Origin of the sequence: Solwaraspora sp. WMMD406, from assembly GCF_029626025.1 — a bacterium.
GTDB lineage: Bacteria > Actinomycetota > Actinomycetes > Mycobacteriales > Micromonosporaceae > Micromonospora_E.
Map to the genome: position 1 here is coordinate 5,379,756 of NZ_JARUBF010000001.1, position 21,697 is coordinate 5,401,452.

General features: G+C 71.4%; 18 protein-coding genes. 7 read left to right on the plus strand and 11 right to left on the minus strand.

Annotated elements, in window-relative coordinates:
* Positions 1-59 precede the first annotated feature (59 nt).
* On the minus strand, positions 60-395 hold the full coding sequence (locus O7632_RS23755; RefSeq protein ID WP_278117356.1) for a hypothetical protein: 336 nt from the start codon (positions 393-395) through the stop codon (positions 60-62).
* Between the two features lie 207 nt (positions 396-602).
* Here O7632_RS23755 and O7632_RS23760 point away from each other — a divergent pair, with 207 nt between their 5' ends.
* From O7632_RS23760 to O7632_RS23775, 4 genes are all read left to right on the plus strand, one after another.
* Positions 603-5,456, plus strand: coding sequence for an ATP-dependent helicase (locus O7632_RS23760; RefSeq protein ID WP_278117358.1), 4,854 nt, complete (start codon positions 603-605; stop codon positions 5,454-5,456).
* Positions 5,457-5,641: 185 nt separating this feature from the next.
* Positions 5,642-5,881: a CPCC family cysteine-rich protein gene (locus O7632_RS23765; RefSeq protein WP_278117360.1), complete on the plus strand. Its 240-nt coding sequence runs from the start codon at positions 5,642-5,644 to the stop codon at positions 5,879-5,881.
* A 345-nt stretch (positions 5,882-6,226) separates the two neighbouring features.
* On the plus strand, positions 6,227-6,958 hold the full coding sequence (locus tag O7632_RS23770; RefSeq protein ID WP_278117362.1) for a DUF4142 domain-containing protein: 732 nt from the start codon (positions 6,227-6,229) through the stop codon (positions 6,956-6,958).
* 95 nt (positions 6,959-7,053) lie between these two features.
* Positions 7,054-7,899 (plus strand): DNA-formamidopyrimidine glycosylase family protein, encoded by an 846-nt coding sequence (locus O7632_RS23775; protein WP_278117364.1) that lies wholly within the window; start codon positions 7,054-7,056, stop codon positions 7,897-7,899.
* Here the strand turns inward: O7632_RS23775 and O7632_RS23780 are convergent.
* From O7632_RS23780 to O7632_RS23810, 7 genes are all read right to left on the minus strand, one after another.
* The gene (locus O7632_RS23780) at positions 7,802-8,587 is read right to left on the minus strand and encodes a hypothetical protein (protein WP_278117366.1); all 786 of its coding nucleotides are present in this window, start codon (positions 8,585-8,587) and stop codon (positions 7,802-7,804) included. The two genes, O7632_RS23775 and O7632_RS23780, sit on opposite strands and share 98 nt — an antisense overlap.
* A 44-nt stretch (positions 8,588-8,631) precedes the next feature.
* Positions 8,632-9,495: a PspA/IM30 family protein gene (locus O7632_RS23785; protein ID WP_278117367.1), complete on the minus strand. Its 864-nt coding sequence runs from the start codon at positions 9,493-9,495 to the stop codon at positions 8,632-8,634.
* Positions 9,496-9,738: 243 nt separating this feature from the next.
* Positions 9,739-10,305: a helix-turn-helix transcriptional regulator gene (locus O7632_RS23790; protein ID WP_278117368.1), complete on the minus strand. Its 567-nt coding sequence runs from the start codon at positions 10,303-10,305 to the stop codon at positions 9,739-9,741.
* A 144-nt stretch (positions 10,306-10,449) separates the two neighbouring features.
* Entirely contained in the window at positions 10,450-11,034 is a 585-nt protein-coding gene (locus O7632_RS23795; RefSeq protein WP_278117369.1) for a CinA family protein, read from the minus strand.
* A 4-nt stretch (positions 11,035-11,038) separates the two neighbouring features.
* Positions 11,039-11,557 (minus strand): CDP-diacylglycerol--glycerol-3-phosphate 3-phosphatidyltransferase, encoded by a 519-nt coding sequence (gene pgsA, locus O7632_RS23800; RefSeq protein ID WP_278117371.1) that lies wholly within the window; start codon positions 11,555-11,557, stop codon positions 11,039-11,041.
* Between the two features lie 95 nt (positions 11,558-11,652).
* Entirely contained in the window at positions 11,653-13,161 is a 1,509-nt protein-coding gene (rimO, locus tag O7632_RS23805) for a 30S ribosomal protein S12 methylthiotransferase RimO (protein WP_278120322.1), read from the minus strand.
* Between the two features lie 140 nt (positions 13,162-13,301).
* Positions 13,302-15,836 (minus strand): DNA translocase FtsK, encoded by a 2,535-nt coding sequence (locus O7632_RS23810; protein ID WP_278117373.1) that lies wholly within the window; start codon positions 15,834-15,836, stop codon positions 13,302-13,304.
* Positions 15,837-16,184: 348 nt separating this feature from the next.
* Between O7632_RS23810 and O7632_RS23815 the strand changes: the two genes are divergently transcribed.
* Genes O7632_RS23815 through O7632_RS23825 form a run of 3 tightly spaced genes read left to right on the plus strand, consistent with a single transcriptional unit; the run spans position 16,185 to position 20,004 of the window.
* Positions 16,185-16,601 carry a YbjN domain-containing protein gene (locus O7632_RS23815; protein ID WP_278120324.1) on the plus strand — a complete coding sequence of 139 codons (417 nt, stop codon included), beginning with the start codon at positions 16,185-16,187 and terminating at the stop codon, positions 16,599-16,601.
* Between the two features lie 5 nt (positions 16,602-16,606).
* Entirely contained in the window at positions 16,607-18,433 is a 1,827-nt protein-coding gene (locus tag O7632_RS23820) for an HSP90 family protein (protein ID WP_278120326.1), read from the plus strand.
* On the plus strand, positions 18,430-20,004 hold the full coding sequence (locus O7632_RS23825; protein ID WP_278117375.1) for a YbjN domain-containing protein: 1,575 nt from the start codon (positions 18,430-18,432) through the stop codon (positions 20,002-20,004). Before O7632_RS23820 ends, O7632_RS23825 begins: the two co-directional genes overlap by 4 nt.
* Here the strand turns inward: O7632_RS23825 and O7632_RS23830 are convergent.
* The 3 genes from O7632_RS23830 to O7632_RS23840 all read right to left on the minus strand — a co-directional run bounded on the left by O7632_RS23830 (position 19,946) and on the right by O7632_RS23840 (position 21,677).
* The gene (locus tag O7632_RS23830; RefSeq protein ID WP_278117376.1) at positions 19,946-20,335 is read right to left on the minus strand and encodes a DUF2784 domain-containing protein; all 390 of its coding nucleotides are present in this window, start codon (positions 20,333-20,335) and stop codon (positions 19,946-19,948) included. The genes O7632_RS23825 and O7632_RS23830 overlap by 59 nt on opposite strands.
* A gap of 113 nt (positions 20,336-20,448) precedes the next feature.
* Positions 20,449-20,670, minus strand: coding sequence for a DUF397 domain-containing protein (locus O7632_RS23835; protein ID WP_278117377.1), 222 nt, complete (start codon positions 20,668-20,670; stop codon positions 20,449-20,451).
* Between the two features lie 113 nt (positions 20,671-20,783).
* Positions 20,784-21,677, minus strand: coding sequence for a helix-turn-helix transcriptional regulator (locus O7632_RS23840; protein ID WP_278117379.1), 894 nt, complete (start codon positions 21,675-21,677; stop codon positions 20,784-20,786).
* Positions 21,678-21,697: the final 20 nt, after the last annotated feature.

Genomic DNA, 21,697 nt, shown 5'->3' on the forward strand with positions numbered 1-21,697 from the left:
CGCGACCAGCCACGCCGACCGCGACCGCCGATCCGCTACCCGCCGCTACCCGCCGGGCGCTACCGGGCTTGGTCGTCGGTCGGCGCCGCGACCGGCACCTCGGTCGGCGGACCACCCACCGAGGCGGAGGCGGTCGACAGCACCGGCATCTCCGGCAGGAGCCCGTGGCGGCCCGCCAATAGCATGCTGGAGTGCACGGTGGCCCGCACTCGGGCCCGCTCGACAGCGCTGGCCGGTCCGCTACTGATGATCAGCGCCCGTAACGAGTCGGCGAACCGGGCCACGGCCTGCGGGTCAAGCCGGCGATAGCGCGCTCGCAGCAACGCCACCAGCCCGTCCACCTGACGGAGCAGCACCTCCGTGTCGTGATGGACGCCGCGCTCGACCACGGGCATAGGGGTACTCCTCGGACGTATCGGATGATGCTGAAAAAGTACTGCATACCCGCAAGTCGGGCAAGCGAGACTTGCCGTATTAGTTCTTTTTGGTGCTCAGACCGATGCCTCGACCCGCCGCGTCCGCCAGAGCCCGTCAACGAGCGGTGGCGAACATCGTCCGACAGAGCGGGCAGGATTGTCGGACCGAGCAGGCAGGATGGTGCGGTGACGGCGATACTTCAGCGGTTCGCGCCCGCGACCCGGGAGTGGTTCACCGCGGCCTTCGCGGCACCGACCGCAGCCCAGACAGGCGCCTGGGAAGCGATCAGCGCCGGCCACCACACGCTGGTCGTCGCCCCCACCGGTTCGGGCAAGACGCTCGCCGCCTTCCTCTGGTCACTCGACCGGATCGCCACGTCTCCGCCGCCCACCGAACCCCGCCACCGCTGCCGGGTGCTCTACGTCAGTCCCCTCAAGGCGCTCGCCGTCGACGTCGACCGCAACTTGCGTACTCCGCTGGTCGGCATCGATCAGACCGCCGCCCGCCTGGGCCTGGCGGCGTCGGACATCAGCGTCGGGATTCGCACCGGCGACACCCCGGCGGACCAACGGCGCGCCTTCGGCCGGACCCCGCCGGACGTCCTGATCACCACACCCGAGTCGCTGTTCCTGCTGCTCACCTCCGCCGCCCGGGAATCGCTGCGCGGCGTACGGACGGTCATCGTCGACGAGGTGCACGCCATCGCCGGCAACAAACGCGGCGCCCACCTGGCACTCTGTCTGGAGCGTCTCGACGCGCTGCTGGCCACCCCGGCGCAACGGATCGGTCTGTCCGCGACGGTCCGCCCGATCGACAAGACCGCTCGTTTCCTCGGCGGCCGACATCCGGTGCGGGTGGTGTCCCCACCCACCGCCAAGACCATCGACATCAGCGTTCAGGTGCCGGTACCGGACATGACCCAACTCGACGAGCGAGAGCACCCGTACGACGACGACCCGACCCGTACCAGCGCGGCCGGCCCGACCGCGACAACGGCTGGCCCGACCGCCGCGAACCGCTCCATCTGGCCGGCCGTCGAGGAGCGGGTCCTCGACCTGATCGAACAGCACCGCTCCACCATCGTCTTCACCAACTCCCGGCGGTCGGCCGAACGGCTCTGCGCCCGGCTCAACGAACTGGCCGCCGATCGCCGTACCGACGGCTCCGGGGCCGGGACAGACGCGGAGCGTGACGAGTGGGGTCGGCCGCGCGGCGGGTTCGGCAGCCGGCAACCGGCGGAGATCATGGCGCAGTCCGGGGCGGCCCGAGGGGTGCCGGCGGTGGTCGCCCGAGCCCATCACGGCAGTGTGTCCCGCGTCGAACGCCAACAGATCGAAGAAGCGCTGAAATCCGGACAGCTGCCGGCGGTCGTCGCCACGTCCAGTCTGGAGCTCGGCATCGACATGGGCGCGGTCGACCTGGTCGTGCAGATCGAGGCGCCGCCGAGCGTCGCCGCCGGCCTGCAGCGCATCGGCCGGGCCGGGCACCAGGTCGGCGCCCTGTCCCGAGGCGTGATCCTGCCCAAACACCGTGGCGACCTGCTGTCCTGCGCGGTGGTCACCGAGCGGATGGCGGCGGCGGAAATCGAGGAACTGCACCCGCCACGCAACCCGCTGGACGTCCTCGCCCAGCAGATCGTCGCGATGGTGGCACTCGACACCTGGCGGGTCGACGACCTGGCGGACCTCGTGCGCCGCGCCGCGCCCTTCGCCGAACTGCCGGAGTCCGCCCTGCACGCGGTACTGGACATGCTCTCCGGCCGATACCCGTCGACCGCGTTCGCCGAACTCCGTCCCCGCCTGGTCTGGGATCGCGGCACCGACCTGCTCACCGGCCGGCCCGGCGCGCAACGCCTCGCCGTCACCAGCGGCGGCACGATCCCCGACCGAGGACTGTTCGGGGTCTTCCTCGCCGGTGCCGAACGTGCCGCCCGGGTGGGCGAGCTCGACGAGGAGATGGTCTACGAGTCCCGAGTCGGTGACGTGTTCCTGCTCGGTGCCACCTCCTGGCGGATCGAAGAGATCACCCCGGACCGGGTGCTGGTCTCCCCCGCCGCCGGCCAGCCCGCCCGGATGCCGTTCTGGAAAGGCGACCAACCGGGCCGGCCGGTCGAGCTCGGCCGGGCCCTCGGAGCCCGACTACGGGCCCTGGCCCGCCAGGAACCGCAGGCGGCGCGGACCGCACTGCGCTCGACCGGGCTGGACGACTGGGCCGCCGACAACCTGGTGCGCTACGTCGCCGAGCAGCGCTCCGCCACCCGCGCGCTCCCCGACGACCGGACCATCGTCGTCGAGCGCTTCCACGACGAGCTGGGCGACTGGCGACTGGTGGTGCACAGCGTCTTCGGGGCCAGGGTCAACGGGCCGTGGGCGCTGGCGATCGGCCAACGGCTCACCGAGCGGTACGGCGTCGACGCCCAGGTCATGCCCGGCGACGACGGCATCGTCATCCGCCTACCGGAGATGGTGGACTCCCCACCCGGAGCCGACCTGGTCGCGTTCGACGCCGACGAGATCGGTCGGGTCGTCGAGGAGTGTGTCGGCGGTTCCGCCCTGTTCGCCGCCCGGTTCCGCGAATGCGCCGCGCGGGCGCTGCTGCTGCCCCGCCGCGACCCCCGCCGTCGGCAGCCGCTGTGGCAGCAGCGGCAACGCGCGGCCCAGCTGCTCGACGTCGCCCGGCAGTTCCCCGACTTCCCGATCACGCTGGAGACCGCCCGCGAGTGCCTACGGGACGTGTTCGACATGCCGGCGCTGGTGACGCTGATGCGGGACCTGGACGCGCGACGGACCCGGCTCGTCGAGGTGGAGACCCCCAGGCCTTCCCCGTTCGCCCGGTCCCTGCTCTTCGGCTACGTCGGCGCCTTCCTGTACGAAGGGGACGTGCCGCTGGCCGAACGGCGGGCCGCCGCGCTGACCCTCGACTCGACCCTGTTGGGCGAACTCCTCGGCCGGATCGAGTTGCGCGAACTACTCGACCCGGCGGTGCTGACCGAGACCGACCGGCAACTGCGGTGGCTCGGCGGACACCGCCAGCCCCGCGACGCCGAGGACGTCGCCGAGATGCTGCGGATCCTGGGCGATCTCAGCGACGCCGAGCTGGCCGAACGATCGGTCGATCCACGATGGATCGACGAGCTGGCGCGGTCGCGCCGAGCCATCCGGGTACGGATCGCCGGCCAGGACCGGTGGATAGCCGTCGAGGACGCCGCCCGGATGCGCGACGCGCTCGGCGTGGCGCTGCCGGTCGGCGTCGCCGAGGCACACCTCGCCCCGGTCGCGGATCCGCTGGCGGACCTGGTCGCCCGGTACGCCCGTACCCACGGGCCGTTCGACGCGGCGGACTGCGCGGCCCGGTTCGGTCTCGGTGGATTCGTGGTGGAGCAGACCCTGCGCCGGCTGGCCACCACCCGTGGTGTCGTCGCGGGCGAGTTCACCGCGGACCGTACGGGCACCGAATGGTGCGACGCCGAGGTGCTGCGGCTGCTGCGTCGGCGTTCGCTGGCCGCGCTACGCCGCGAGATCGAGCCGGTGCCGGCCACCACTCTGGCCCGGTTCCTGCCGCACTGGCAGCAGATCGTCCGGCCCGGTCGCGGCGTCGACGGCGTGGCCGAGGCCGTCGACCAGTTGCAGGGTGTCGCGGTGCCGGCCTCCACCCTCGAACGGCTGATCCTGCCGGCCCGGGTCAGCGACTACGCCCCCGCCCAACTCGACGAACTCTGCGCCACCGGCGAGGTGCTCTGGGCGGGGTGCGGCACCGCCAGCGGAGGTGACGGCTGGATCCGGCTCGTATTCGCCGAAACCGCCCCGCTGCTGCTGCCACCACCGGATCCCGCGTTGCCGCTGACCGCCGTACACGAAGCGATCCTCGACGCGTTGGCCGACGGTTCCGCGCTGTTCTTCCGCCAGCTCGCCGAGCGGGCCGGCTCGTCGGCCATGACGTCGGCAACGACGTCGACCGCGGCATGGGCAACGGCATCGACACCGACTGCCGACGATCGGGTGCCGCGACTGGAGACCGCGCTCTGGGAGCTGGTCTGGGCCGGCTGGTTGACCAACGACACCCTCGCCCCGCTGCGGGCCGTCCTCGGGTCGGCAGGCACCCGTCGGATCCGGCCGGCTCCGCCCCGGGTCCGGCACCGCCGCCCGGGGCGGGCGATCCTGGGCGCGCAGGGCGCACCGCCGACCCTGGTGGGACGCTGGTCCCGGCTACCCGCGCCGGATCCGGATCCGACCCGCCGCTGCGCCGTCGCGGCCGAGGTTCTGTTGGAACGGTACGGGGTACTGACCCGCGGTGCCGTCGTCGCCGAGGGGCAGCCCGGTGGGTTCGCGGCGGTCTATCCGGTGCTGGCGGCGATGGAGGAACGGGGCGCGGCCCGGCGCGGCTACTTCGTCGACGGACTCGGTGCCGCCCAGTTCGCCGTACCCGCTGCGGTGGAACGGTTGCGGGAACTCGCTCCGTTGCTCGGCACGGACCGGACCGGGCCAGATCCGGCGAACACGGTGCGGCAGCCGGCGGCCAGGGTGGAGGCGGCCGGAACGCACGCGGCCGGCACGCACGCATCCGGGGTGGAGGCGACCGGAGCGCACGCATCCGGGGTGGAGGCGGCCGGAGCGCACGCGGACCGGCGGGGCGCGCCCGGGGCGGGCCGGGCGGCCATCCGGCCGCTGGTCCTGGCGGCGACCGACCCGGCCAACCCGTACGGCGCCGCGCTGAGCTGGCCGGAACGGGCCCTGGACGCCGGCGACGGACAGGTGGCCGGGCACCGGCCCGGACGCAAAGCAGGAGCACTGGTCGTACTGGTCTCCGGGGAACTGGCACTCTATGTCGAGCGGGGCGGCCGCAGTCTGCTGTGTTTCACCGACGACGACACCGTTCTCGCGGCGGCGGCGCGTGCCTTGGCCGCCACGGTCACCTCCGGCGCGCTCGGCCCGATCTCGGTGGAACGGGCGGACGGCGCGCCGGTACGCGAGTCGCCACTGCACTCGGCGTTGGCGGCGGCGGGATTCCGCGCCACACCACGCGGCCTACGACTGTCGTAACTGCTCGGGGAACAGATCCGTCCCGCGTCCATGCTGGTCGAGTCCAGCGTGCCGGCGCTGGCCGGGCCGACCGGTGTGGACGGTGGACGGTCGCTCCTGGTCGACGGGAAGCCTGCCGTACGTGACCAGCCGGGACCGACCACCTCGGGCACACGCGTGAAATCTCACTGTGGAAGGCTTAGCGGGTGGGCCCGCACTCCGTCGACAGATGTCCTTGCTGTGGTTACCGGACCGGATGCATCACCTGCCCCGTCTGCTTCTGGACCGACGACGGCCAGGGCGACCAGGACGCCGAGGTGGTGCGCGACGGACCGAATGGTGATCTCAGCCTCTCCCATGCTCGGCTCAACTTCGCCATCTATGGCGCCAGCCACCGCAGATACGCGGACATGGTGCGCTCGCCGCGACCCGACGAGTACCCGTAGCGCATTTCCCCGTTTCTCCGGGTCAACAATAGGTTGGCATTCTGCTACCGTGTCGGAACACCGTGAGCCGGTCGCTACCCGCACGACGCCGCACAGCCAGTCCTGGGTGCAACATTCGCACCATGTGACCAACCCTGTGAACTGGACCTTGAACCACCGACATCATCCGAACGGTGGATGGGCGGCGGATGCCAGGGAGTTGAGTCAGATTAGCCACAGCAGAGCATTAAATGTGGCTCAAGTCTTGCGTTTTCCGTACCAGGAGCATTGACGGTAAGAGGTATTCGACATAACGTTCTTCTCGATCATACGATCCGCTATCGCCCTACTCGGAGGTTGAGCACTATGGCCCGGGCACGATCTGCGGCACACACCCCGCGCCGGCTGACAGCGGTCCTGGTGGGGCTCGTCGCCGGCCTGCTCGCGCTGCCTGGTGTCGCGCTGGCGCAGCCCTCTGGCGCGACCCAACTCGGTGCCGCCGACATCGCCCTGCTCAACGGCGTCCGGCTGGCCGGACTGTGGGAGATCCCGGCCGGCCAGCTGGCAGCGGAAAAGGGCAGCAGTCAGCGGGTACGCGAGGTCGGCGCGGAGATCGCCGCTCAGCACATCGAGCTGGATCTGCTCGTGGTGGAAGCCGCGAATCAGCTGGGAGTGGAGCTGCCCACCGACCCCACCGCGACCCAACAGGGCTGGGTGGACGAGATGAAACGGTCCGAGGGCGCCCGGTTCGACCGGATCTTCGTCGACCGGCTCCGCGCGGCGCACGGCAACATCTTCCCGGTCATCGGCGCGGTGCGCGCCAGCACCCGCAACGACGTGGTCCGCCAGCTCGCCCAGGACGCCAACGGCTTCGTGATGACCCACATGTCCCTGTTGGAGAGCACCGGGCTGGTGCGCTACGGCGAGCTTCCGCCGGTGGCGATGCCTGCTCCGCCGGACGACAGCCTGTTCGCCGCCGTCGCGGCCAACGCCGAGCTGGGCACCGGAGTCAGTTCGACAGCTGTCTGGGTGGTCCTCGCCGGCGCGTTGGTCCTCGGCGCGGGCGCCACGTTCGCCGTGTTCCGGCGACGATACTGAGTCGTACGGACGACCCGGCCGGGGCGGCGATGTGCGCCACCCCGGCCGGGTCGTTCCGGCTGCGGCGGGCTCGCGTTCCGTAGCAGGATGGACCGGTGCCCGAAGGCGACACCGTGTGGAACACCGCTCGACAGCTGCGGACAGAGCTCGCCGGATCGCGGCTGACCGGGACCGACTTCCGAGTGCCGACGCTGGCCACCACGGATCTCGCCGGCTGGACCGTCCTGGACTGCGCCAGCCGGGGAAAGCACCTGCTGCTGCGCTTGGCCGCGCCCGACGGTCACCGCCGATTGACACTGCACTCCCATCTGCGGATGGACGGCAGCTGGCGAACGTACCGCAACGGGCAGCGGTGGAGCGATCAGCCGGCCCACCTCGTCAGAGTGGTGCTGCGTACGGCGCGGACCGTGGCGGTCGGCTACCACCTGCACGATCTGGCACTGGTGGACAGCGCACGGGAGGCGGACCTGACCGGGCATCTCGGACCGGATCTGCTCGGGGAGGACTGGAACGCCGAGGAGGCGGTCCGCCGACTACGGGGTCAGCCGGACACCTCGATCGAAGACGCTCTCCGCGATCAACGCAACCTGGCCGGGATCGGCAACGTGTACGCCTGCGAGCTGCTGTTCCTGCGCGGTCTCGCGCCCGGGACCCCGGTCGCCGCAGTCCGGGACCTACCGGCGTTGGTGGGGCTGGCGCACCGGCTGCTCCGGGCCAATCGGGGCCGGACCCGCCGCAGCGTGACCGGCCTTCCCCGGGAGCCGACCTACGTGTACGGCAGGGCTGGTCGGCCCTGCCGTCGATGTGGCACCCCGATCCGTACGTCCGACGCGTCCGGCCGGATCACGTACTGGTGCCCGCTCTGCCAGCCGGACCGTGGTCCTGGCGCAGCTCGGCCAGACCTGCGGCGACCCCCCGCAGCAGGTCACCCGCCTCGGTGAGACGGGACACCGACGGGTGCTCGTGCACAGCCCGGCCGTCCTCGGCGACGTAGTTCGCCGCCGCGGCGACGAGTCCTTCGTACGCGACGACGCCCGCTTCCAGCTGCTCGACCAGCACCCGGTGCGAATGGGTCAGGGCGGCGTCGTCGGGGGCCAGCCGGAGCGCTTTCTCGACGCTGGCGACCCGGTGTGCGAGGTCGCGCAGGCTCCGCTCGGCCACGGCGGCTTCCAGCAGGGCGGGCTCGCCGGGTCCGGTCAACCGGCCGGCGAGGCCGGTCAAGGTCGTCTCGGCCCGGTCCAGGCGGGTCCACAGGCCAGCCGCCGCCGAGCCGCGCAGCGCGAACCTGGCCTGCTGCCGGCGTACTTCGCCGAGGGCCGCCCGGCCGACCGGGGAGCGTTCCACGGTGGCGACCAGCCGCAGCCGGGTCTGTTCGGCGGCGATCGCCGGATCCGGCGCCGGTGGTGCCGGCTGCGCGGCGATCGCCCGCAGGTCCGACCAGCGCCAGAAGGCCAACGCGGTGCTACCGCCCGCGACCGCCGCCCAGATGGCGTCGACCGGGCTGACGCCGGCGTACGGCACCAGAACGGCCGTGGCACCGCCGAATCCGGCGGCGAGGACGCTCCAGCGGCGGGCGGAGCGGCGCAGCTTACGCAGCCTCCGGAAGTAGCGGGCCCGTTCGTCTGCCACCTGTGCTCCTCCCCGGCGGGGTCAGCGCCGCCCGCCAGCCACGATCAGCTGGCGGCGCTGGCGTCCCCGGTGTTCTTCTCCTGGGCCATCGACGCACGCAGTTGATCGAGCCGTGCCACGCTCGCGGTGTCGGCCGTCGGCGCGGTGGAGCCCACCGCGGGAGACGTGTCCTGTCCGGCGAGCTTCTCTCCGGCCATGCTCGCCCGGATCTGTTCGAGTCGGGAGTTGCCGGCCAGGTCGAGCGACGACTTCTGGACCTCGAGCATCCGGCCCTCGACCGAGTTGCCGGCCAGTTCGGCCCGGCCCATGGCGGTGGCGTACCGCTGCTCGATCTTGTCCCGGACCTCGTCGAGCGAGGGGGTGTTCTTCGGCGCGGCAAGCGCCGACATCGACTCCAGCGACGCGGCCACGGTCTCCTGCATCTTGGCCTGCTCCAGCTGGCTGAGCAGCTTGGTGCGCTCGGCGAGCTTCTGCTGCAGGATCATCTGGTTGTTCTCCACCGCCTGACGGGCCTGGGCGGCGGCGGCCAGCGACTGGTCGTGCAGGGTCTTGAGATCCTCCATCGACTGTTCGCCGGAGACCAACTGGGTGGCGAGGGTCTGGGCGGTCTGCTCGTACTTGGTGGCCTCTGCCTCGTCACCGGCGGAACGGGCCTTGTCCGCCAGCACCAGCGCCTGGCGGGCCATGCCCTGCAGCCGCTCGACCTCGCTCATCTGCCGGGACAGCTTCATCTCCAGCTGACGCTGGTTGCCGATCACGGCGGCGGCCTGCTGGACGAGTGCCTGGTGTTGGCGCTGTGCGTCCTCGATCGCCTGCTGGATCTGCACCTTGGGATCAGCGTGCTCATCTATCTTGGCGCCAAAGAGCGCCATCAAGTAGCGCCAACCCTTGACAAACGGGTTCGCCATCTCCGCGGTATCCCCTCACTATCGGCGCTTACGGTCTGACCACCTGGGGTCGGACCCGGGCAGTGGTGCGGCGCACCCATACCATCGTCTCAGGCGGACGCCACCGCGTCATGGGGCGTCGGTCCCGAATTCACGAGGTACGCCTCGGGGACTCACCCTAATGGCCGAGTTCACGGGCTGGGCACGGCACGGGGAAGTCCCCGTCGAGCCCCCCGTCCACGGCACGCTGGGTGCGATATCCACTCACGCGGCGTAGATGACGTCGCGGTCACGCCCACCGGCGTTGGTCACCCGACGGGTGGTCCGCAAGGTGGCCTTGAGCGGCGAGTCGTGGCGGACCGAGACGGTGACACCGCCGTCGGAGGTCACCTGGTGCACCGTCGACTCGCCCCGCTCGGCACCGTCTCGACGAGAGTCGAGCGCCGACCGCGCCGGTTCATCGCTCGTACGCCGGGGATCGCTCGTACGCCGGGGATCGCTCGCGGCGTCGGCGGGCTCGGTGACGGGGTGCGGCACCACTCGGTGTTCCGGGTCGACCGGTTGTCCGGGGACCGCGACCAACAGGCCCTGCATCCGCTCGGCGGACTCCACCGTACGGCTGACGTCCCGCAGCAACTCGGACAACTGGGCGCCCAGCGCGTCACAGATCGAGGCCAGCAACTCGCTGGAGGCCTCCTTCTGGCCGCGCTCGATCTCGGAGAGGTATCCGAGGCTCACGTTGGCTGCGGTGGAGACCTCCCGCAGGGTCCGGCGTTGCCCCTGCCGGCGGGCACGCAGCGCGTCACCGATGACGCGGCGAAGCAGGACCATCGCACCTCCCCCTGATCGGGACCGGCCGGCGAGTGCCGGAGGCTTCCCGCAACCTTATCCGGTATGCCCCCGATCGACATCCCACCCCGGCGGGTGATTTAGCGATCGCAACCTGAAACCGCCGGAATGGCAACGTATATCCCCTCAGCCGGCTCCGGCCGTCGCCCGCGCCCGCAGGGTGAGTAGTCGTAGGGCCGCCGTGACGCTGGTCGCCCGGATCGCGTCCCGTCCGCCGCTCAGATCGAGCCGCTGGACCTCGGTGCCGGCCGGACCGGCGACGGCGACGTACACCCGGCCGACCGGTGCTCCCCCCTGCGGCTGCGGGCCCGCGACACCGGTGGTGGCCAGGGCCCAGTCGGCGCCGCATCGGCGGCGTCCCCCGACCGCCATGGCGGTCGCCACGTCCGGATCGACCGGTCCGCGTTCGGCCAGCAGGTCCGGCGGGACGTCGGCCAGTGACGCCTTGAGCTCGGTGGCGTAGACCACCAGGCCGCCACGGAACACCTGACTCGCGCCGGCGACGTCGACCAGGGCGGCCGCCAGCAAACCGCCGGTGAGCGACTCGACCACGGCGAGAGTCTCGCCGCGGTCGGCGAGGACATGGACCACGGAGGCCGCCGGGCTGCCCGAGTTGGGCCGGTCGATACGGAGATCGGCGGCGGATCGCTCGCCGTCCGGTGCTGGCAGCGGCGTTTCATGGGTTGGACCTGGGTCATGATCTTGCGCCATCGGGTCAGCCGCTCCCCGACCCGGCCCGACGACGTAGCCGCAGCGCCCGCACGACGTAGTCGAGACCGGTGGCCACAGTGACCGCCACCGCCGCCCCCATGATCCACGGGCCGACGACGGCGAGCAGCGGCGGAAACGGCCACAGGTACCACACGATCGCCAGGACCTGCAGCAACGTCTTGGCTTTGCCGCCACGGCTGGCGGCGATCACGCCGTGGCGCATCACCCAGAACCGGATCGCGGTGATGCCGAACTCCCGGACCAGGATCACCGCCGTCACCCACCAGGGCAGCACGTCGTACCAGGAGAGCAGCACCAGCGCCGTGCCGGTCAGCGCCTTGTCCGCGATCGGGTCGGCCACCTTGCCGAACGAGGTGACCATGGCGTAACGGCGAGCGATCCAGCCGTCGACCAGATCGGTCGCCGAGGCGAGCGCGAACGTGACGCAGGCGGCGATCCGCCAGCCCGGATGCGTCATCTGCGACAACAGCACGAACACCACGAAGACCGGCACCATCACCATGCGCAAACCAGTGAGGGCGTTCGCGGCGTTCACCACCGGCACCGCCGTCGAGACGGCACTCGTACCGGCGGACGCACCCGACTCGGTCATCGAGGTCACCTGACCCCGGCGGAGAGCGCCGTCGGAGAAGACGCCGGGCCGGACGCTGAAGACAGCAGTTCGACGGGGACCGCGATCAGGTCCACGCCCTCGGTGCCGGTGACCGTGGCCCGGACCAGGTCACCGGGGCGCAGACCACGCGGGTCGACCGAGCCACCGGGTGCCGCCCCGGAGACCAGGGTGGTCGATCCGTCCACCTCGGGAGCCTGGTGGGCGGCGCGGCCCTCGACCACGCCGGCGTCGTCCACCGCGTCGACCAGTACCTCCACGCTGCTGCCGAGCCGTTCCTCGGCGCGCTGGGCGCACAGTTCGTCGGCCAGGGCGCTGAGCCGGTCGTACCGGCGTTTGATGGTGGCGGGCCGGACCTTGCCCGGCAGTCCCGCCGCTTCGGTACCGTCCTCGTCGCTGTAGTCGAACACCCCGATCGCGTCCAGCCGGGCGGCCGTCAGGAAGCGGACCAGTTCGTCGACGTCGCCGCGGGTCTCGCCGGGGAAGCCGACGATGAAGTTGCTCCGCGCCCCGGCCTCGGGGGCCAACGCCCGGGCGGCGGCGAGCAGCTCGAGGAACCGCTCGGTCGAACCGAACCGGCGCATCCGGCGCAACACCGGCTCGCTGGCGTGCTGGAACGACAGGTCGAAGTACGGCGCGACCTTCTCGGTGGTGGCGATCGCCTCGATCAGGCCGGGGCGGGTCTCCGCCGGCTGCAGGTAGCTCACCCGAACGCGCACCAGGCCGTCGATCGCGGCGAGCTGCGGCAGCAGCTTCTCCAGCAGTCGCGGGTCGCCGAGATCCTTGCCGTACGAGGTGGAGTTCTCGCTCACCAGGACCAACTCGCGGACGCCGGTGCCGGCCAGCCACTCGGCTTCGGCGAGAAGCTCGTCCGGGGTACGCGAGACGAACGCCCCGCGAAACGCCGGGATGGCGCAGAACGCGCACCGGCGGTCACATCCGCTGGCCAGTTTGAGCGAGGCCACCGGGCCGTCGTCGAGGCGACGGCGGAGCACCGCCCGCAGATGGGCCGGCGTGCGCTCGTCGACGATCGCGTGGCCCGGTACCACCACCGAGCGCTCCTGCCGGGCGACCGGAGTCAACGGCAGCAGCTTGCGGCGGTCCTGCGGGGTGTGCGCCGTGAGTCGCTCCCCCGCCAACACCGCGGACAACCGATCCGAGATGTCGGGATAGTCGTCGAAGCCGAGCACGGCCTGGGCTTCCGGCAGGTGGTCGGCCAGCTCACGGCCGTACCGCTCGGCCATGCAGCCGGTGGCGACCACCTTGGCGCCGGTGTCGGCGGCGGCCAGCAACGTCTGTACCGAATCCTGTTTGGCCTTTTCGACGAAGCCGCAGGTGTTGACCAGGACGACGTCGGCGCCTTCGGCATCGGTGCTCACCTGCCAGCCGTCGGCGTCCAAGCGGGCCGCCAACTCCTCCGAGTCGACCTCGTTACGGGCACAGCCGAGGGTGAGCAGCGCGACCCGGCGATCGGGCGGCGGGGGTGGGGTGGGCACGAACGCAGACACCTCCCGAGGGTACCGGTCGGTCCGGAGATCGCACCGTGGGCGGTTCACCGGGCGGTTCACCGGGCGGTTCACCGGGCCGGCCGGCGTGGTCGAATCCCGGTAGCACCCGAACCGGGCGGGGCAACACGTCAACTGGCCTCGGCACCACGCAGGCTGGCCAGGGCGTCAGCCAGTTCGTCCGGTTTGACGAGAACGTCGCGGGCCTTCGAGCCTTCGGACGGCCCGACGATCCCCCTGGTCTCCATCAGGTCCATCAACCGGCCGGCCTTGGCGAAACCGACCCGCAGTTTGCGCTGCAGCATCGACGTCGACCCGAACTGCGAGGTCACCACCAGCTCGATCGCCTGCACCAACAGGTCGAGGTCGTCGCCGATGTCCTCGTCGATCTTCTTCTTGTTGTCCTGGGCGGTGGTCAGCACGTCCGGGCGGAACTCCGGCTCCCGCTGCTTCTTGCAGAAGGAGACGATGTCGTCGATCTCCTTCTCGCTCACCCAGGCGCCCTGAATCCGCAACGGTTTGGACGCCCCCATCGGCAGGAACAATCCGTCGCCCCGGCCGATCAGCTTCTCCGCGCCCGGCTGGTCGAGGATGACCCGCGAGTCGGACAGCGACGACGTCGCGAACGCCAGCCGGGACGGCACGTTGGCCTTGATCAGGCCGGTGACCACGTCGACCGAGGGCCGCTGGGTCGCCAGCACCAGGTGGATCCCGGCGGCCCGGGCCAGCTGGGTGATCCGGACCACCGAGTCCTCGACGTCGCGCGGCGCGACCATCATCAGGTCGGCCAACTCGTCGACGATCACCAGCAGGTACGGGTACGGCCGGATCTCCCGCTCGCTGCCCGGCGGTGCCGTGATCTCGCCAGCCCGGACCTTACGGTTGTAGTCGTCGATGTGGCGTACCCCGTTGGCGGCCAGGTCGTCGTAGCGCATGTCCATCTCGCGGACCACCCAGTCCAGCGACTCGGCCGCCTTCTTGGGGTTGGTGACGATCGGGGTGACCAGGTGCGGGATGCCTTCGTAGCCGGTCATCTCGACCCGTTTCGGGTCGATCAGCAGCAGCCGCACCTCGTCCGGGGTGGCCCGGGTCAGGATCGAGATCAGCAGCGAGTTCAGGCAGGAGGACTTGCCGGCACCGGTGGCCCCGGCGATCAGGATGTGCGGCATCTTGGCCAGGTTGGCCACCACGTAGCCGCCCTCGATGTCCTTGCCGAGGGCGACCAGCATCGGATGGTGGTCGGCACCGGCCGCCCGGGAGCGCAACACGTCACCGAGAGCGACGTCCTCCCGGTCGGTGTTCGGAATCTCCACGCCCACCGCGCTCTTGCCCGGGATCGGGCTGAGGATCCGGACGTCGGGAGACTTCACCGCGTACGCGATGTTGCGCGACAGCTGGGTGATCCGCTCGACCTTCACCCCGTGGCCGAGTTCGACCTCGTAGCGGGTTACCGTCGGACCTCGGGTGAACCCGGTGACCGCCGCGTCCACGTCGAACTGTTCGAACACCCCCTGCAGGGCGGCGATCACCTCGTCGTTGGCCTTGCTGCGGGTCTTGGCGGGCGGGCCGGTGCGCAGCAACTTGGCAGGCGGCAGGGAGTAGTCCCCGGCCAGCCCGGTGATGGCCAACTGCTCCGCCCGGGTCGGCACCGGCGAGTGTTCCGGCGGTTCGGGGGGCTTGCGGCTGGACGGCACCTTGGCCGGCACCGGCCGACCCGGCTTGCCCGCCAGCTCCATGGTCTCCTGCAGGTCGAGCAGGCCGTCCAGGCCCACGTCGGCGTCCCCGCTGGCCGGTGCCGGTGCCACGTCGGCCGTACGGCTGGCCTGCCGGCGCCGCGCCGGGCGGCGGCGCGGCTGGTCGGAGTCGGCGTCGTCGGAGCCGGCCGCGTCGGCGTCCGGGTCGTCGGCACGCCCGCTGTCGTCGCCGTCGCCCGGCCGGCCGGTGATCACCCCGGCGAGCAGCCCCAGCCGTTCCGGGATCTTGTTGATCGGAGTGGCGGTCACCACCAGCAGACCGAAGATCAACAACAGGATCAGCAGCGGTACGCCGACCCAGTAGCTGACCGTACGGTGCAACACCTCGCCGACGCCGAGGCCGATCAGCCCGCCGGCGAAGTCACGCTGCACGTCGTCGGTGGGGCGCTGCCCGACGTGCAGCAGGCCGGCCGTGCCGACCAGCATCGCCGACCAGCCGACCAGGCCCCGCCCGCGTGGCTCCGGTTCGCCGGGCGGCTCGCGCATCAACCGCACCGCGCCGATCAGCAGCAACAGCGGCACGGCGACGGAGATCGCCCCGAGGAACAGGCGCAGGGTGTCGGCGATGCGGGCACCGAACGGGCCGGCCGCCGCGAACCAGACCGCCATCGCGGTGAGGATCGCCAGCCCGAGCACGAACAGGCCGGCACCGTCACGGCGGTGCTCCGGACCCAGCTCCCGGGCGGTCGCCGCCCGACGACCGGCAGCGCGTACCGCCCATCCCACGCCGGAGGCCAGCCCCATCCAGGAGGCCCCGATCGCCCGACCGACCAGTACGGCCGGGGAGGTGCGGGCCGGACGCCGACGCGCCGCCGGCCGCTTACGGACCGGTTGCCGGGCACGACTCGTCGTGGCGCCCCGGGTCGTCGACCCGCCACGCCGCCGACTCGCCTGAGAGGTCCGGCCCGCCATAGAGTCACACCGTAACCCCGCCGCCGTACAAATCCTCGCCTTTTCCGACCGTGTCCGCGTCCCAGTCGCTGGCATCGTTGTGCCACGATCCCATTCCGGTCCCGCCGTCACCCGCTGCCCGGGTGTCGACGAACCGGACCGCGCACGCCGCGCACCGGATACCGCACGCCTGATCGGAGCGCTTCGAACACCGGTGCGGCCGGGCCACGTAGAAGTCCAGATGTCCAGACGACCCGCTACCGCACCGACGTCCGGCCACCGCCGCCGGACCGCACCCGCCGAAGGGAACAATCGATGCCCCCGCCGGACTTCGACGACCTGACCAACGCACCCGCCGGCGTCGGCGAGATGCAGTTGCTCCGGCCACTGACCATCGACCTGATCGCCGAGGCGCTCGAAGCACGGGGTTACCAGTATCAGACCGATCCCGACGGCGACCTGGTCGGACGGTGGAACGACAACGTGATCTTCTTCTCCCGGTTGGGCCCCGCCGGTGAACTGCTGCGGGTACGCACCATCGCGGCCGTCCAGTTCACCATCGACGACGTGCCCACCCTGTACGCGTTCTGCAACGCGTGGAACCACGACCGGCTCTGGCCCAAGACGTTCGTCCACGTCAACGACGACGGCAGCGTCCGGGTCTGTGGCGAGGTCATCGCCGACCTCGAACGGGGCGTCACCCCGGCGCAGCTCGACCAGCTGGTCAGCTGCGGCATCTCCACCGGCTGCCAGTTCTCCGACGCCGCGGCCGAGTTGGCGCCGTGACCGCCATGGAACACCGGTTCCAGGTCGACCTGCGCGGCATCGTCGACCTGCTCAGCCACCACCTGTACGCCAGCCCACGGGTCTTCGCCCGGGAACTGGTGCAGAACGCCACCGACGCGATCACCGCGCGCCGGGAGTTCGAACCCGGGTGGTCCACGGCCGGGGTACGGATCGAGCCGCTGGTGGACGGCGGGCTGCGGGTGCACGACGACGGCATCGGGTTGACCGACACCGAGGTACACACGTTCCTGGCCAGCGTCGGGCGCACGTCCAAGCGCGACGAGCTGGGCTTCGCCCGGCAGGATTTCCTCGGCCAGTTCGGCATCGGCCTGCTCTCCTGCTTCATGGTCGCCGACGCCGTGGAGGTGGTCTCCCGCTCCGCGCGCGGCGGCCCGGCGGTGCGCTGGACCGGCTACGCCGACGGGCGCTACACGACCACGGTGGACGACACCGCCCGGGACGAGATCGGCACCACGGTCACCCTGCGGCCCCGGTCCGACACCACACACTGGCTGACCGCCGACCAGGTCCGCGACCTTGTTCGTGGCTACGCCCACCTGCTCGACGTACCGGTGCTGCTGACCCGGCCCGACGCGGAGCCGGTCGCGCTGACCGAACCCCGCGCGCCGTGGGAGGTCGCGCACGACGACCCCGAGGTACGCCGGGACGCCCTGCTCGACTACGGCGCGACAGTGCTCGGCGCCCGTCCGATGGACGTCATCGACCTGCGGGTGCCGGAGGCCGGACTGGTCGGCGTGGGCTTCGTGCTGCCCTCCGCGTCCACCGTCGGTCAGGGCGGGCACCGGGTCTACCTCAAACGGATGCTGCTCAGCGACGACGCCAGCAAACTGCTGCCCGAGTGGGCGTTCTTCGTCCGCTGCGTCGTCGACACCTCGGTGCTGCGCCCGACCGCCAGCCGCGAGGCCCTCTACGAGGACGACCTGCTCAGCACCGTCCGGCAGAGCCTCGGCGAGCAGATCCGGGGCTGGCTGCTCGACCTGTCGGTCAGCCGGCCGGATCGGCTGGCCGCCTTCCTGCGGGTGCATCACCTCGGAGTCAAGGCATTGGCCGTCCGCGACGACGAGATGCTCCGGCTCGTCGACGCGTGGCTGCCCTTCGAGACCAGCCGGGGGATGATGCCGCTGCGCACCTTCCGTCAGCACCTGGCGATGATCCGGTACGTGGAGACGGTCGACGAATTCCGTTCGCTGGCCGCCATCGCCTCCGCCGCCGGAACGCCGATCGTCAACGCCGGTTACGCCTACGACGCCGAGATTTTGCAGCGGCTGCCCCGGCTGGACCCGACGATCCGGGCCCGCCGGCTCGACCCCGGTGAGCTCGCCGCCCGGCTGGAGACCCTCTCCCCCGGCCAACTCGCCAGCGCCGCCGGGTTCCTGGCGACCGCCCGCGCGGTGCTGGCCGAGTTGGACTGTGTGCCGCAACTGCGTCAGTTCGACCCGGTGACCGTACCGGCGCTGTACGTCGTCGGTCAGGCCGCGCGCGAGCAGGACAGCGTACGGCGCGGGCGGGAAGGTTCCGACGAGTTGTGGTCCGACGTGCTGTCGGCGTTCGACGACGTCGACGTCGACCACCGTCCCGAACTGGTGTTCAACTGGCGGCACCCGCTGGTGCGCCGGCTCGCCGGCCACCAGCCGGGCCCGGCCCTGCGCCACGCCGTGGAGGCCCTGTACGGCCAGGCCCTGCTGGCCGGGCACCATCCACTGCGGGCGGTGGACAGCGCCGCCCTCAACCGATCCTTCCTGGCCCTGCTGGACCGGGCGTTCAGCGATCCCCCGGTGACCGGACCGGGCACCCCCGAGGAGTCCCGATGACCCCCGACGAGCTGACCCACGCGCTGGAGGAGGCGACCGACCTCCCCGATGGCGACGGCAAGATCGCCGAACTGGAGCGAATCATCGTCCACGCCGACGCGGCGGGCGAGGTCCGGACCGGCTTCGACGCCCGGATGGCGCTGATCGAGACGTTCAACCACCACACTGAACGGTGGCGGATGCTGCCGGCGTTCGGCTGGTGCCTGAACACCTTCGACCGCCACCCGGAGCTTTTCGAACCGTGGGACGCCGAGCTGTTGCGCTGGTATCACAAGTGGGCGGTGGCCACGCTGCGGAGCACCCCACGGGTAGGGCTCGCACACACCCAGGCCGCGCTCGACGACATGCAGCGCCGGTTCCAGGCAAGCGGGCAGAGCCTGCAGGCCGTCTACAACCTGCGCTGCAAGATCGCCGATCACATCGGGGACATCGAGCAGGCCCGGCACTGGCTGGACCGCTGGCGGACCGCCCCCCGGGACGAGAACAGCGACTGCGCCGGCTGCGACCCGTCCCGTCAGGCCGAACTGCTCGCCGGGTGGGGCGAGTGGGAGGAGGCGTCGACCATCGTCGAGCCGGTGCTCAACGGCGCGCTGGGCTGCACCGAGCAGCCGGAGAAGGCGCTGGTGACGGTCATCACGCCGTACCTGCGGCTGGGCCGGTACGCCGAGGCCGCCCAGGCACACGTGCGGGCCTACCGGCGGCACCGGTACGAGCGGGAAGCTTTCCCGTACCTGGCCGAGCACCTGCGGTTCTGTGCGCTGACCGGGCACCTCGACCGGGGGCTGGACATCCTCGCCGAGCATCTGGAGTGGCTCGACCGGCCCTACGACGACGCCTCGGCGATGGAGTTCGCGGCGGCCGGGGCGCTGGTCTGCCGGCTGGCCGCCGAAGCCGGCGGCGGCGAGCGCACCATCCACCGTCCGGAGTACGGGGACCGGCCCGCCGCCGACGTCACCGTGGCCGTACTCGGCGCCGACCTGGCCGCCACGGCGCGGGAGTCGGCCGCCCGCTTCGACACCCGTAACGGCACCGGCCACCAGTCGGCCCGGATCGACGCCTGGCTGACGGCCGTACCGCTGACCGACGGCGTCGAACTGCCCCCGGACGAGCCGGACCGCGACCCGTACGCCAGCGTGGAACTGCCGGCCGACGGCATGCTCGACCTGGTCGCGCCACTGACCCTGGAGGGGATCACCGCCGCCCTCAACGAACGCGGTGACCGCTACTTCGTCGACGACGACGGGGTGGTCGGCGGCAAGTGGGGTCAGGCGGTCATCCAGTTCGAGCGGCTCGGCGAGCAGCGCGAGATCCTGCACGCCCGGGTGATGGCGCAGCGGCGGTTGCCGGTGGACCGGCTGACCGAGGCGTACCAGTTCTGCAACGCGTGGAACCACGACCGGCTGCTGCCGAAGGTCTACGTTCACGACAACGGCGACGGTGAACTGATCCTCGCCGGGGACGTCAGCACCGACCTGGAACACGGGGTCAGCGGCGCGCAACTCGCCGCGCTGGTCAATGCGACGATCGCCACCGGAGCGAGCTTCGGGGATGCCGTCGCCGGGCTGCCCTGAGCACACCGACCCAGGAGACGGCGACGACCAGGGCCAGCACCAGCCGGGCCAGCCAGGCGTACTGCTCGGGATAGATGACGTCGGCCAGGTAGCGGTCGACGAAGCCCTCGTCGAAACCGACCTGCCCGGACCGCCGTCGGGCCCAGTGCTCGGCGGCGGTCAGCGGGCAGGTCAGGTTGGCGGCGACGACCAACACGCCCCAGCCGGCGGCGAGTAAATGCAGCCAGATGGTCCGTGGCCAGCGCCAGGCCAGGAAGCCACCGACCGCCAGGTACGCCAGGAACCCGAAGTGCAGTACGAGGATGACGGTGGTCAGTAGTTGATAGCCCATCGCGGTACCTCCCCACCGCCAGCGTAGGTCGCGGCGGCCGGCACGGACTGGGTACGCGTACTCACCGATCCGTGTGCCGTGGCGGGTGGGCGCCTGCCCACCGCACGGGGCGGTCAGCCGCCGAGGGCTCCAGGCGGATCACCCGGCTCTCCGTCGGCGAACCCCCCGGCCGACACGGTCCGCACGAAGCCGCGCCAGCTGGTCGAACCGAACCGCAGGTACGGGCCGTCGGCCCGCGCCGAGTCGCGCAGCACGACGCCTCCGGACGCTGTCACGGCGACCTCCACGCACGCGTTGGTGTCACACCGGCCGCTGCGCCGCCATCGCAACGCCATTTCGCACCACCCCTATCGTTTCCCTGCCCGCCCGGCCCCTCCTGCCCGGCTCAACGCCGCGCACCGGGCCCGCGATACGCGCGGTCCATCAGGTCAGACCGGATACACGGCGGTCAGGAGCGGGTCATGGCGGTCAGGACGGCGGACCGTTCGGCGATCAGCCGGCCAGAGGTGGCCTCGTCGTGCGCGGCCCGCCAGATGTGCGCGAAATAGCCGCGATGCCGGTCGACGCGGTGCGCGGCGTGGACGACCTCGTCCACCAGGATGCCCTCCCGGTAGAGCAACGCCGTGTCGTCGGCATCGAAGTCGAGCAGCGTGAACGGCGCGAGCATCGCCATGATCGCCGCGTCGGCGAACGGAACGATCCGGACCCGTACGTTGGGCCGACGCATCGCCCGCAGCAGCTGGGCGAACTGGCCGGCCATGACGCGCGGCCCGCCGATGGTGCGCCACAGCACGGACTCGTCCAGCACCAGCTGGAAGACCGGCGGATCCGGCCGGTCCAGCACCTGCCGGCGTCGGCGTAACCGGGCCTCCAGCCGCAGCGTCCGATCGGCCTCGGGCAGTTCGCTACGCCAGAAGTTGAGCACGAACTCGCCGTACTCGCGGGTCTGCAGGATGCCGGGGATCAGCGTCGGCTGGAACACCCGGATCGCGCTGGCTTCGCTCTCCAGCTGCAGCAGTTGCAACATGGCCGGGGTGAGATGGTCCCGGTATCGGGGTTCGTCCCACCAACCGCGGCGCCGCGAGGTACGGGCATCGCGCACTAGCCCATCAGCGCGGTCACTGTCGGTCACCCCGTACAGATCCAGCAACGCCCGCAGGTCGGTGGTGGAGACCGTGACGTCACCCTTCTCGATCCGGTTGACCTTGGACACCGACCAGTCCAGTGACTCGGCGACCCGGCTCTGGGTGAGGCCAGCCGATTCCCGGGCCCGACGCAGCGCGAGCCGGAGTCGGCGGCGCGCCACCGCCGGGGACTGTCCGATGCCGGTACCGTCACGCACGGAATCCTCCGCGGGCCGGT